Annotated in this window: 11 protein-coding genes and 1 riboswitch; of the genes, 2 read left to right on the top strand and 9 right to left on the bottom strand. The window is 68.3% G+C overall.

Features of this window, described 5'->3' with window-relative positions; genetic code table 11:
- Positions 1-48 precede the first annotated feature (48 nt).
- On the top strand, positions 49-2,001 hold the full coding sequence (locus QSK32_RS29625) for an ABC transporter ATP-binding protein (RefSeq protein WP_045742864.1): 1,953 nt from the start codon (positions 49-51) through the stop codon (positions 1,999-2,001).
- Between the two features lie 63 nt (positions 2,002-2,064).
- On the opposite strand, the gene QSK32_RS29620 is transcribed toward QSK32_RS29625, so the two are convergent.
- The 9 genes from QSK32_RS29620 to QSK32_RS29580 all read right to left on the bottom strand — a co-directional run bounded on the left by QSK32_RS29620 (position 2,065) and on the right by QSK32_RS29580 (position 12,450).
- Positions 2,065-5,061: a Calx-beta domain-containing protein gene (locus QSK32_RS29620; RefSeq protein WP_285473787.1), complete on the bottom strand. Its 2,997-nt coding sequence runs from the start codon at positions 5,059-5,061 to the stop codon at positions 2,065-2,067.
- Positions 5,062-5,075: 14 nt separating this feature from the next.
- Positions 5,076-5,155: riboswitch (cyclic di-GMP riboswitch) on the bottom strand.
- 164 nt (positions 5,156-5,319) lie between these two features.
- Entirely contained in the window at positions 5,320-5,937 is a 618-nt protein-coding gene (locus tag QSK32_RS29615) for a response regulator (RefSeq protein ID WP_285473786.1), read from the bottom strand.
- Positions 5,934-7,112, bottom strand: a complete 1,179-nt coding sequence (locus QSK32_RS29610) for a sensor histidine kinase (RefSeq protein WP_285473785.1) — start codon at positions 7,110-7,112, stop codon at positions 5,934-5,936. The genes QSK32_RS29615 and QSK32_RS29610 overlap by 4 nt, the downstream gene beginning before the upstream one ends.
- Positions 7,073-7,864: an ABC transporter permease gene (locus QSK32_RS29605; RefSeq protein WP_045742861.1), complete on the bottom strand. Its 792-nt coding sequence runs from the start codon at positions 7,862-7,864 to the stop codon at positions 7,073-7,075. The genes QSK32_RS29610 and QSK32_RS29605 overlap by 40 nt, the downstream gene beginning before the upstream one ends.
- Positions 7,861-8,700 carry an ABC transporter ATP-binding protein gene (locus tag QSK32_RS29600; RefSeq protein ID WP_157411055.1) on the bottom strand — a complete coding sequence of 280 codons (840 nt, stop codon included), beginning with the start codon at positions 8,698-8,700 and terminating at the stop codon, positions 7,861-7,863. Before QSK32_RS29600 ends, QSK32_RS29605 begins: the two co-directional genes overlap by 4 nt.
- A 51-nt stretch (positions 8,701-8,751) precedes the next feature.
- Positions 8,752-9,402 (bottom strand): RloB family protein, encoded by a 651-nt coding sequence (locus tag QSK32_RS29595; protein WP_285473784.1) that lies wholly within the window; start codon positions 9,400-9,402, stop codon positions 8,752-8,754.
- Complete coding sequence (locus QSK32_RS29590) at positions 9,399-10,670, bottom strand: AAA family ATPase (RefSeq protein ID WP_285473783.1); 1,272 nt, start codon at positions 10,668-10,670, stop codon at positions 9,399-9,401. Before QSK32_RS29590 ends, QSK32_RS29595 begins: the two co-directional genes overlap by 4 nt.
- A gap of 86 nt (positions 10,671-10,756) precedes the next feature.
- Positions 10,757-11,521, bottom strand: coding sequence for an ABC transporter permease (locus QSK32_RS29585; RefSeq protein ID WP_245673969.1), 765 nt, complete (start codon positions 11,519-11,521; stop codon positions 10,757-10,759).
- Positions 11,518-12,450: an ABC transporter ATP-binding protein gene (locus QSK32_RS29580; protein ID WP_045742860.1), complete on the bottom strand. Its 933-nt coding sequence runs from the start codon at positions 12,448-12,450 to the stop codon at positions 11,518-11,520. Before QSK32_RS29580 ends, QSK32_RS29585 begins: the two co-directional genes overlap by 4 nt.
- A gap of 121 nt (positions 12,451-12,571) precedes the next feature.
- On the opposite strand from QSK32_RS29580, the gene rnhA reads away from it, so the two are divergent.
- Positions 12,572-13,021: a ribonuclease HI gene (gene rnhA / locus QSK32_RS29575; protein ID WP_045742859.1), complete on the top strand. Its 450-nt coding sequence runs from the start codon at positions 12,572-12,574 to the stop codon at positions 13,019-13,021.
- Positions 13,022-13,088: the final 67 nt, after the last annotated feature.

Below are 13,088 nucleotides of genomic sequence, written 5' to 3'. Positions count from 1 at the left end.
AAGCGAGTGTCATGTCCGTGCTCTTCACGGCTCTCCTGGAGGCACAGCATGACCGAGCGACCTCAGCCTCGGCCGGTGGGTGGGCCGCCGGCCGCCCGGATGATGATGGCGGGCGGACCGCCGGAGAAACTCGAGGACTTCAAGGGCTCCACGAAACGGCTGCTCGGCCTGCTGCGCCCGCAACGTGCCCTGGTCGGGCTGGTGCTGCTGTTCGGCGTCGCCGGCGTCACGCTGTCGGTGCTCGGGCCGTACATCCTCGGCAAGGCCACCGACGTGATCTTCGCGGGCGTGGTCGGCCGGATGCTGCCGGCCGGCGTCAGCAAGGCGGACGCCGTCGCCGGTCTGCGCGCCGAGGGCAACGACACCCTGGCCGACCTGCTCTCCTCCGTCGAGGCCGTCCCCGGACAGGGCATCGACTTCGACCGGCTGATGCGGATCCTCGCCTGGGTGGCGCTCATCTACGTGTTCGCATGGGTGTTCGGCGTGTTCCAGGGCCGGATCACCGCACGGGTGGTGCAGACCGCCGTGTTCGACCTGCGTAACCAGGTCGAGGAGAAACTGGCCCGGCTGCCGCTGTCCTACTTCGACAAGCAGGCGCGCGGCGAGGTGCTGAGCCGGGCCACCAACGACACCGACAACATCGCCCAGACCCTCCAGCAGACGTTCGCACAGATGGTCACCGCGATTCTGATGATCGTCGGCGTACTCGGCATGATGTTCTGGATCTCGCCCCTGCTGGCGTTGATCGCGCTGATCACGGTGCCGTTGTCGATCTGGCTGACCACCGTGATCGGCAAGCGGTCGCAGCCGCAGTTCGTCGCACAGTGGAAGACCACCGGCAGGCTCAACGGCCACATCGAGGAGATGTTCACCGGGCACTCCCTGGTCAAGGTCTTCGGCCGGCAGCACGAGGCCGCCGAGACGTTCCGGGAACACAACGACCGGCTGTACGCGTCGTCGTTCCGCGCCCAGTTCATCTCCGGCCTGATCCAGCCCGCGATGATGTTCATCTCGAACGTCAACTACGTGCTGGTGGCGGTGGTCGGCGGTCTGCGGGTGGCGTCCGGCACCCTGACGCTCGGCGAGGTGCAGGCGTTCATCCAGTACTCGCGGCAGTTCAGCCAGCCGCTGACCCAGGTGGCGAGCATGGCCAACCTGGTGCAGTCCGGGGTGGCCTCGGCCGAGCGGGTGTTCGCCCTGCTCGACGCCGAGGAGCAGAGCCCCGACCCGGCGCCGGCCGACATGCCCCGGGTGCAGGGCCGGATCACCTTCGAGAACGTGTCGTTCCGCTACCTGCCGGACAAACCGCTGATCGAGGACCTGTCCCTGACCGTCGAGCCCGGCCAGACCGTGGCGATCGTCGGGCCCACCGGCGCCGGCAAGACCACCCTGGTCAACCTGCTGATGCGCTTCTACGACGTGACCGGCGGCCGGATCACCCTGGACGGGGTGGACATCGCCACCATGCCGCGGGCGCAGCTGCGGGAGCAGATCGGCATGGTGCTGCAGGACACCTGGTTGTTCGGCGGCAGCATCGAGGACAACATCGGGTACGGCGCCGACGAGCCGGACCCCGCTTCGGTACGCGTCGCCGCCGAAGCCGCCCACGTGGACGGGTTCGCCAGGACCCTGCCGGACGGGTACGCGACGGTGATCGACGAGGAGGGTTCCAACGTCAGCGCCGGCCAGAAACAGCTGATCACGATCGCCCGGGCGTTCCTCGCCGAGCCGAGCATCCTGATCCTGGACGAGGCGACCAGCTCGGTCGACACCCGTACCGAGGTCCTGATCCAGCGGGCCATGGCGACCCTGCGGACCGGGCGCACCAGTTTCGTCATCGCCCACCGCCTCTCCACCATCCGCGACGCGGACGTGATCCTGGTGATGGAGAACGGCACGATCGTCGAGCAGGGCACCCACGACGCGTTGATCGCGGCGGACGGCGCGTACGCCCGGCTCTACTCGGCCCAGTTCGCCCAGGCCGTCACCGAGGTCGACTGACCTTCCCGGATCGCGAGAACGGGGGCGGCCATCCGGCCGCCCCCGTTGTCTACCGCTTGCCGGCTACTTGATGGTCACGGCCTTCGAGCCGCTCCACTCGCCGAGGATGCCCTCGGGGGTGTAGCCCGCGATGTAGGCGCGGAACGTCAGCTTCTTACCGCTGGCGATCTTCACCTGCTTCCAGTACGAGCCGTTGTCGCCGGTCTTGCCCTTGTAGACGGTCTTCCAGGCGCCGCTGACCCAGCTCTGGACGATGACGTCCTGGCCGGCGTCCTTCGGGTTGCCGGTGACGGCCACCTTCAGCCAGCCCTTGCCGGGCGAGGTGACGACCAGCGCCGGGTTCTGCTTGACGCGGACGACCAGCTCGTCGGAGGTCATCTCGCCGGACTTCACCTTGAACCGGTAGCCCTGTCCGATCCACCGCGAGAAGGAGTACATCCCGCTGCCGTCGGCTTCCACCGACCGGAGCTTCACGAACTCCTCCGGCTCCTCGCTCATCGGGGCGCCCCACAGCTCGACCCACGCCTTGGGCTCGTGCACCTTGCCCGCGATCGGCACCGCGATGGCGCCGGTCACGACCGGGTTCGGGGTGGTGATGGTCGGCTTGTCGCCGGTGCCCGGGTCGGTCGGGTCCGTCGGGTCCGTCGGGTCGGTCGGGTCCGTCGGGTCCGTGGGGTCGGTCGGGTCGGTCGGGTCGGTCGGCTTGCCGCCGTCGTTCGCCGCGATCTTGATGACGCCCTCGGTCACGGTGCCGAAGCCACCCAGCGGGGTGCCCCAGACCCGGATCGTCTCGTCCGGCTCCTCCTGCTCGTCGTCAATGATCTTGACGTCGGCGATGTGCAGGATGCTGCCCGACTCGGTGCCCGGGTCGATCGTCACCGTCTGGGTGCCCGGGTTGACGAAGTCACTCGGGTCGGCGGCCTTGTGGCCGTCGATCGCCGCACCGCCGAACTGGATGCTCGCGGTGAGCGCCTGGTCCGAGATGCCGGTGACGGTGCCGTTCACGACGACGGTCTCGCCCTCGTGGCCGACCACACTGTTGACCTCGAAGTCCGGGGCCTTGTCGTCGTTCTCCAGCATCAGCGTCGCGGCGAACGGTCCGGCCGTCTCCACGTCGCTGGAGTTGGCCGAGGCCGGTGCCACCTTGAGGTTGACCGTCTCGTCCCGCTCGTTGATCAGGTCACCGTTGACCAGCACCACGCCGTACCCGGTCGTGCTCTCCGCCGGGATCAGGATGCTGGTGGTGGTGAGCAGGTAGTCGTTGCCGCCCACGACGCTCGGATCGGTGGTCGCCGTGCCGGTCATGGCGTCGGTGACATCGATGCTGATCGGCTTGTTGCTCGGGTTGCTCAGCTTGACCTGCAGCAGGAGGGCGGTGGTCATGTTGCCCTCCTTCATCTTGTAGTCGTCGAAGGTGATCTTCGGCTTGTTGTCGTCGTCCTTGATGTTGATGTCGTAGCTGGACGCGCCGAGCGTGGCGCCGACCGGGCTGCTCAGCTTGATGGCGAACTTCTCACCCGCGCCCTCGTAGATCATGTCGCCCACGATGTCGACGGTGAAGGTCGCGGTCTGGGCGCCGGCCGGGAACACCAGGGTGCCGGTCTTCGCGATGAAGTCCTTCACCGGCGAGGCGTCGACCGGGCTCTTCGCCTCGGCGGACCAGTTCACCTTCACGGTACGACCGGACGGGGTGTCCAGCTTCGCGGTGATGGTCCGGGCCGTCTTGCCGCTGTCGCCCTCCTGCACGTCGGTGGTGGCGATGCTGATCACCGGCGGCGTGCTGTCCTTGTCGATGATCGTGACATCGGCGGCCGACTTGGAACCGAGCACCGCGTTGGTGGGGTTCGCCAGCTGGAGGTTGAAGTCTTCCGGTGCCTCGTTCAGCGGGTCGGCGGTGATCGGCACCTTGCCGGTCGCCGTCTTCTCCTTGGCCTTGATCGTGAGGACGCGCTGCGAGGCGGCCGGATAGGTGAAGTCGGTGCCCGGCGTGGCGACCTCGTGGTCCTCGACCTTGGTCATCGGCGGGCCGGCGTCCCAGCGGACCGTGATCGGCTTGTCGGAGGCGATGTCGGCGACCAGCGGCACGTTCAGGTCGGTGCCCTCGTCGGCGGTCGGCAGGATGTCGCCGAGGCTGACCTTGGGCATCGGGTCGACATCGGTGATGCCCACCTGGAGCGACTTGTTGGCCGGCGCCGCCACGGCCATGGCGGACGCGTTCACGGTGAAGGTCTCGACCTCGGCGGTGTCCCGGAGGTTGTCCTTGGTGATCGGCACCTCGAGGGCCCCGCTCGTCTTCCCCTCGGGGATGACGATGGAGTCCTCCGCGACCGTGGTCGTGGCGACGTCGTCGGTGATCGTCGTGTAGTCACCGTTCGGCGAGTCCACCGTGGTCGCGATGGCCGTGCCGTCGACGGAGCTCAGCTTGACGGTCGTGTCCCGGCCGGAGGGGACGTCCAGCTTGGCGGTGATCACCGCTTTGGCACCGGTCGCCTCGGTCACCGGGCCGTTCGACGACAGCGAGTACGCGGGCGCGTCGTCGTTGTCGAGGATCTTGCCTTCGGCGCTGAACGGACCACCCGTCGTCGGCGCGACCGGAGTGACCTTGAAGGTGACGATCTCCGGAAGAGGGCCCTCGTAGAGCGCATCGTCGATGGTTCGGATGTTGACCGTCTTCTTCACGTCCGCCGTCGTGGTGCCGGACGGGAATGTCACGGTCGTGGTCGACGCGACGAAGTCGGATCCGGCCTTCGGCGCCCAGCTGACACCCGGATCGTTCGCTTTGGCCTCGACAGTCACCGTGTAGACAGCGTTGGCCGTCGTGGTCCCCGCCGGCTGGGTGATGACGAAGCTGAGGTCGCCGCCCTCGACCGTCGAAGCGGCCGCGACGGTGATGTCGACGGGGTCCGCGAGGGCATAGGCAGGACTGACGAACGCTACCGTCGGGACCAGGCCGACGGCTGCCGCTACTGCCACGGACATGGCCGTTCGCAGGGACTTCTTGCCACGCAGCGCGAACGGAACCGAGCCGCTCTTGGCCGCATGGGCTTGTGGATAGCGCATGTCTTTCTTTCTCCTTCGGCGGCTGGGCTACCTCCGAACCGGGAGGCCCCTGGCTTTGCGTCCCCGTCTCGCGACGGGTTTGCCTTGTCGGGTACACGGCGCCCCAGGCGCCGGAAAACCGGCTTGAGCAGCGCAAACGCAGGATCGGCGATCAAGCGTGAGGTCGCGCCTTCCGTAATGTAACCGGCGTAAAGCACCCTTACCGAAGGATTAGAATATTTCTCGTAAACCCTCCCAAAGCAGATGCGCGTCGATGAGTCAGAGCAGGCCGTGGCGCATCGCGGTGGTCACCGCGGCGGTACGGTCGGCGACGTCCAGCTTGTTGAAGACCCGCAGCAGGTGGGTCTTCACGGTGGCCTCACTGATGAACAGCTGCCGGCCGATGTCGGCGTTCGTCGAACCCGCGGCGACCAGCCGCAACACCTCGGTCTCGCGCGCCGACAACGCCGGCGGGGCCGGGCTGCGCACCTGGCGGATCAGGGTCGAGGCGACACTCGGCGCCAGCACCGTCTCGCCGCGGGCCGCCGCCCGGACCGCGTCGGCCAGCTCCGACGGGGAGGCGTCCTTCAGCAGGTAGCCGCTGGCGCCGGCCTCGATCGCCCGCAGGATGTCACGGTCCGACTCGTAGGTGGTCAGCACCATCACCCGGATGTTCCTGTCCGCGGCCAGGATCCGGCCGGTGGCCTCCACCCCGTCACCACCGGGCATGCGCAGGTCCATCAGCACGATGTCGGGGCGTTCGGCGAGCGCCATCGCGGCGCCCTCGGCACCGGACGAGGCCTCACCGATCACCGTCAGGTCCGGCTCGGCGTCGAGCATGCCCCGCAGGCCCATGCGTACGACCGGATGATCGTCCACCAGCAGCACCCGGATCATGCCGGCACCTCCACCTCGATCGTCGTCCCGGTGTCCGCGTCGCTGCGGATCGTCAGCACCCCGCCGACCTGCTCGACACGGGACCGCATGCCGGGCAGACCGTATCCGCCGGCCGCCCGCGGGTCGAAACCACGGCCGTCGTCGCGGACCACCAGGCGTACCGTGTCCGGCGCGTACGCCAGCAGCACCGCCACCTCGTTGGCCCCGGCATGCCGTCGCACGTTCGTCAGCGCCTCCTGGGCGGCACGCAGAAGTACCACCTCGACCGCGGTCGGCAGGTCACGGGGTTCGCCGGTGGTCCGGAAAGTGGCCGGCACCGAAGCCTCTTCCGCGAATCGCGAGGCTTGACGGCGTACCGAATCAAGAAGGCCTGAAGCCAGCGCAGCGGGTGAGAAAGCCGCAATGATCTCCCGCGACTCGGCCAGATTCTCCTTCGCGGTACGCACCGCGAGCGCCAGCCGTTCGTCGCGCAGCGCCGGGTCGGCCGCCTGGATCAGCGTGATGATGCTGGTGAAGCCCTGCGCGAGGGTGTCGTGGATCTCGCCGGCCAGCCGGGTCCGCTCGGCGGCGACGCCCGCCTCGTGGGAGAGGCGGGCGAGTTCGGCGCGGCTGGCCTCCAGCTCGGCGATCAGCGAGGCCCGTTCCTTGCTCTGCTCCACCATCCGCATGATCCACAGACCCATGCAGATGCCGGCACCGGTGGAGATGGCCGCGACCACCAGGTCCATCCCGATGCCGCCCGGGTCGTTGACCTGCTCGGTCGCCACCGGGATCAGGTTGACCAGCACCACCAGCACGATCGCCCGGCGCAGCGACACCATCTGGAACAGCAGCGGGATCATCGCGAACAGCAGCCAGGCGGCGACCGGCACGGCGGCCACCGTCACCGCGAAGAAGGCCATCTGGACGAGCGACACCACCAGCGAGGCGGTGCTCTCCCGCTCCCGCGTGATCAACTGGTGCCCCACCACCAGGTGCAGCACGACCATGGCGGCCAGCGCACCGAGGGCGACATGGCGGCGCCCCGGCGTGGAACCCTCGTCCAGCAGGATCGCGGCGACCATCGACGTCGCGACCATCACGAAGAACACGTCCCACAGCCAGGGAGCCGGAATCGAGGACCCGGCCCGGTCCGTCACTTCGACCGGGAGCTCCACCGGAAGGTCAGCAGGCACAGCGCCAATCCGACCACACACCAGACACCGAGCACCATCGCCACCTGGCCGAGGTGCCATGCGCCACCGATCTCCTGCGCCTTGGCGGCATCCGGCAGGAAGACCGACCGGAAGGCCTGCGCCACCCAACGGACCGGGAAGATCGACGCGACGTTCTGCAGCCACTCCGGCAGCTGGATCACCGGGTAGATGAAGACACCGGAGATGAACTGCAGCGCCACCACCGGCACGTTCAAAATCGCCCCGGCGCTGCGGGCGTTCTTCACGATGGCACTCACCGCCACACCCAGCAGCGAACACACCACCACCGACAACACGAACACCCAGGCGAAGGTGAGCCAGTGCGCGGCCGGCGGCAGCGGCATGTCGAACACCAGGACACCCACCAGCAGCAGAAGCACCGTCTCGGCGACGCTCAGGAGCAACACCAGAAGGGCTTTTCCGATCATGTACGCGACCATCGGCATCGGCGTCCCGCGGAGGCGCTTGAGCGTCCCGTCCTCCCGGTCCAGTGCCAGCCCGGAACCCATCGTGACGAACGCGGTGGTCAGGATCCCGTACGCGATCATGCTGGCGGTGAAGATCCGGCTCGCGGCGGCACCGCCGTCCTCCCCGTCACTGCCGAAGATCGTCCCGAAGAGCAGCAGGAGCATCGCCGGGAACAGGAAGGTGAAGACGACCGCCGCCCGGTCCCGCAGGAACTGCAGAATCTCGACGTGACCGCGGCTCAGGCTGACGGTGAGGGTGCTCATCGGGTGGCTCCGATCAGGCTCAGATAGGTGTCCTCGAGGGTCGGCCGGGTGACCGTCAACGTGGTGAGATCGGTGCCGTCCGCGAGCAGCCGCCCGAGCAGTTCCGCCGGGTCGTCGACGCGCTCCGTACGCGGCGTCCCGCCGGTGTCCCGCCAGCTGACCACGGCCTGAGCCGAGGCCCGCCCACCGAGCGTCGCCGGGGTGCCGGTGGCGACGATCTTCCCGGCGGCCACCACGGCGAGCCGGTCGGCGAGCGCCTCCGCCTCGTCGAGGTAGTGCGTGGTCAACAGGATCGTGGTGCCGTCACCGGCCAGCGTGCGGATCAGATCCCAGAACCGGCGGCGCGCCTCCGGGTCGAACCCGGTGGTCGGCTCGTCCAGGAACAGCAGCTCCGGACGGCCGACGATGCCGAGCGCCACGTCGACGCGACGGCGCTGGCCGCCGGAGAGCGTACGGATCTTGCTGGTGCGCTTGGCGGTGAGCCCGACCAGTTCGATCACCTCGTCGGGCTTCCGCGCGTCCGGATAGAACCCGGCGACGTGCCGCACCATCTCGTGCACCGTCAGGTCGGCGGCGTCCTCGGCGTCCTGCAGCACGATCCCGATCCGGGACCGCCACGCGCCGCCCGCCGTGCCGGGGTCCTCCCCCAGCACCCGGACGTCCCCGCCGTCCCGGCGCCGGTGCCCCTCCAGGATCTCCACAGTGGTGGTCTTGCCCGCGCCGTTCGGCCCGAGCAGGCTGAAGATCTCCCCCCGGGCGACGACGAGGTCCACTCCCGCAACCGCGTCCCGCCCGCCGTATGTCTTACGAAGTCCGGTTACCTCGATGGCTTCCATGCCGTTGATGCTGCCGCCCGAACGCCTCCACACGGGACGACCGCGCGACTGTCATCCCCTGTCCACCGTTCGGTGGACAGACTCCCCCTCCACCGCCGCCAGAAAACGGTGCATTCCTGACGAAGGGTTGTCGTGGGGAAGCTTCCGGCCGTCCTTGGCATGCCGCTTCTCCAACGCTGCGGCTCGCCGAAACGCCTCTTTACGCAGCGGCATGTAAGCGGCCGCGTCGATACCCTTGCCCTTCCGCCTGTCCAGGATCCGGCTCCTCCGCTCGATCACGTCGGTGTTCTCGAACCGGAATTGATCCTCGTGATGCAGGATCAGCCAGACCTCGAAACAGGGGTTGGAGATGGCCAGGTGGATGTCGTTCGCCTTGGCCAGGGCGACCGCGGCGTCGAGACTCGGGTGGTTCAGCGGCCACTCGACATCGAAGAGGCACCAGCACTCGTCCACCTCGGGATCGCTCTTACGCGCCACGGCCATCTCGACCAGGGTGATCGGAGCGCCCTGCTCGGGGTGGATCTCGATGTTCAGCGCGGTGTTCTCCGCAATCTCCGGAAGGCGTTTCAGCCCGAGAACGTAATCAGGCTCTGATCTGATGCCCTCGCAGAAGACGACGATGGTCCGAAGCTCCGGCCGTCTCCCCGGCGCCCTCCTGAGCGGTTTCCCGCCGGTTCGGCGCCGCCTCAGGCCACCGCTCATCCGATCAGCCCGAGTGCGCGGAGCAGCGCTGGCTGGTCGATCTGCGGAAGCGCGCCGAATCTGCCGTGCAGGTAGGCCGTCTCCAGGTTCTGTGATCGCCGGACACGCTCGCCGGCGAAGTCGGACAGCGGTCCGAGGCGCGTCGCCCCGTCGTCGCCCTTGTCCGTCAGCCAGACCTCGTCGCGATTCAGGTGGTTGAGCAGGCTCGTGTCATGCGAGGTGAAGATGAGTTGCGCACCGCGGGGATTGAGAACCGGACTGTGGAAAATCTTGATGAGTTCCGCGGTGACCGTCGGGTGCAGGCTGGCGTCCAGCTCGTCGAAGACGATGAGCGACCCGTAACGCAACGCGGTGAGAACCGGCCCGATCATCCGGAACCACATCTTCGTACCTTCGGACTCCTTCGTGAATTCGAGCGGCACGTTCCTCGATCCCGCCCGATGCATCAACCGGAGCCTTCGCTGGCGTTGCACCTCGCCTGGCGAAGCCGAGTAGGTGACCTCCTCCTCGTCGATGACGACATCCGAAATACCGAGATCAGCGAGTTGAAGTAGCGCAAGAGCCTGTTGCCGATCACCAGAACGGCCAGCATCCTCAAAAAGAGATTCTTGTTCCGGGGCCTCTTCGAACCATCGCATGGTTGCGACGGGAGTCAACGCCCGACGACGAGCCCCGAACCGAGATTGATGTGACACTCCGAAAATTCCGGCAGAGCCGAAGGCGCGAGCGAAGTCGGCAACCAATGGCTCGCCGAACCGGCGAGCGATCGACAGCGCGAGCGTCGTGGGAGTCAGTAGTTCCCGCGTGCCGGCAAGACCACCGATCCCCCGCTGGACCTTGAAATCGAGATCATCCCGCTCGAAGATCCGCCGCCGCTTCTTCTCGGGGTAGTGAAACAGGGCCTCGTAGTGGACCCTGGCCCTGTCCAATTCAAGAAGATATTCGAATCGGACCCCGCCCACGAGCATCTCGAGAACGAACTCACTGCTCTTGTCACCACCCTCACCGAAGGCGAAGGGTTCGATGGGGATCGAGTCCTCCCAAGACAGGAGAGAGTGGGCCACAGCATCCCTCAGCCATGCGAGAGCCGCCAAGACGTTCGACTTGCCAGACGCGTTAGGGCCATAGATGGCAGCGACGGCGAGCAGGCTCTCACCCAGACGTTCCGCCGGTCGGGCCTCTTCCCTATCACGATCGACTGCCACCAGCGACAACTCGACGTTCTCCGCCAAGGAACGAAAGTTGGAGGCCTCGAACCGGATCAGCACCAGACCACTCTAGCCCCCACTCAGCTGCTGACACGGCCACGATCTCGTCGTGATTTGACGAATTCGCGACCATATCGGCGTGCGAGTCACTCCCAGCGGAAGTTGCGGGCGGCGGCGGTCAGCCAGACGACGGCCCACAGGGCCAGGCTCAGCCAGATGGTGAACGGGACGGACGCGCCGTTCATCAGGGTCTCGCGCAGCGCGTGGGCGTGCGCCGCCAGGGGCAGCAGGAACCAGCCGGCGGTGCCCAGGTCAGGGGCCTCGAACATGATGCCGCCGACGGACAGCATCACCACGTAGATCAGGGTGGCGGCGCCGGTGGTGGTCTCCGGTTTGAGGATGCTGGCCAGCAGCAGGGCCAGACCGGTGTAGCCGGCGGCGGCCAGCACCGTCACGCCGGCGGCCGGCAGCAGGTCGCTCAGCTCGGGGCGCCAGCCGACCGCGACCGCCACCGCGGACAGGACCAGCACCTGCACCACGACCTGCACCAGGATCGCGGCGACCTTGGCGAGCAGCAGGCCGGGCCGGGTCAGCGGCGAGGCGCCGAGGCGCTTCAGGACACCGTAGCTCCGCTCGTACCCCGTGGTGATGGCCTGTCCGGTGAAGGCGGTCGACATCACGGTGAGGGCGAGGACTCCGGGGACGACGTAGCCCAGACGGTCGTCGGTGGGAAGTTTCGTGACGTCGAACAGGCCGGCGCCGAGCATGACCAGCAGCGGCACGCCCATCGCCAGCACCACCGCCTCGCCGCGGCGGGCGGTCAGCAGGAGTTCCATCCGGATCTGCCGGCCGATGATGGCGCGCATCGGGGCGCGGCCGGGCGCCGGGGTGAACGTTCCGATGCTGCTCACTTGCCGGCTCCTACGGTGGCGTGTGCGGCGGTCAGGGAGAGGTAGACGTCCTCGAGGGTGCGCCGGCGGCTGTTGACCGCGGTGACCTGCGCGTCGGCGGCGGCGAACCAGGTGAGCACGCCGGCCAGGCCGGTGGTGTCGAGCGCGCCGGAGATCGTGTACTCCCCCGGGGAGGTCTCGGTGACGGTGTGGTGGGCGCGCAGCCCGGTCAGGTCGAGTCCCGGGTCGGCGCGGACCTCGAGCAGGTCGATGCCGGCCGCGGCGGTCAGTTCGGCCGGGGTTCCGGTGGCGGCGACCCGGCCGTTGCGCATGATGACCACGTCGTCGGCGAGGCGTTCGGCCTCGTCCAGCAGGTGGGTGGTGAGCAGCACCGAGACGCCGTCGGCCCGGAGTTCCTCGATGAGCTGCCAGGTGGTGTGCCGGGCCTCGGTGTCCATCCCGGCGGTCGGTTCGTCCAGGAACACCAGTTCGGGGCGGCCGACCAGGGCCACCGCGAGGCTCAACCGCTGCTGTTCGCCGCCGGAGAGCCGGCGGAACCGGGTGCGTTCGACTTTGCGCAGGCCGAGACGGTCCAGCAGCATGTCCGGGTCGAGCGGGTTCGCGGCGAAGCCGGCGAACAGCCGCAGGATCTCGCCGGCCGCCGCCCAGGGGTAGACGCCGCCGGACTGCAGCATGATGCCGAGCCGGGGCATCAGCTCGTCGTGGTCGCCGACCGGGTCCAGGCCGAGGACCCGGGCGGTGCCGTCGTCGGGGCGCCGGAAGCCTTCGCAGACCTGCAGCAGGCTGGTCTTGCCGGCCCCGTTGTGGCCGAGCAGTGCGAGCACCCGCCCGCGCCCCAGTGACAGGGAGACCCCGTCGACCGCCGTCGTGTCGCCCCAGCGCACGACGGCGTCCTTCACCTCGACCGCGGCCACGTCGCCACTCACCATGAGTCCCGCCCCATCGCTGTCAGTCCGCCAAGGCCACCTTACGGCGGTGTGTTGGGGCCCTCGGCTCGGCGGTACGCGGGATGGGATCAGTCACCTGATCAAACCCGATAGGGTGCGGCCCATGAGTGGCGTCGTGGAGATCTACACCGACGGTTCGTGCGCGCCCAACCCCGGGCCGGGCGGCTGGGGCGCGGTGTTGCGGTACGGCACGGCCGAGAAGGACCTGTACGGCAGTGAGGCCACCACGACCACGAACAACCGGATGGAGTTGATGGCTCCGATCCGCGCGCTGGAGACGTTGAACCGGGCTCCGCTGGTCGTCGACGTCTACACCGACAGTGTCTACGTCCGCAACGGCATCACCCAGTACATGGAGCGGTGGCGGAAGAACGGCTGGCAGACCGCGGCCCGTCAGCCGGTCAAGAACGTCGACCTGTGGCAGCGGCTGGACGCCGCGGTCCGCCGTCACGAGGTGCGCTGGCACTGGGTGAAGGGACATGCCGGGCATCCGGAGAACGAGCGTGCCGACCGCCTCGCGGCGCGGGGACTGGAGGAGGCCCGCTCTCGGTGACCGGCGGCCAGGTGGGGTCGGGCAGGGACGTGTAGACCACGCCGCCGACCGCGGCCGGATCCGGCAT

This window comes from Actinoplanes sp. NBRC 101535, from assembly GCF_030269225.1.
GTDB lineage: Bacteria > Actinomycetota > Actinomycetes > Mycobacteriales > Micromonosporaceae > Actinoplanes > Actinoplanes rectilineatus.
This window is presented reverse-complemented; position numbering and strand designations above follow the sequence as displayed.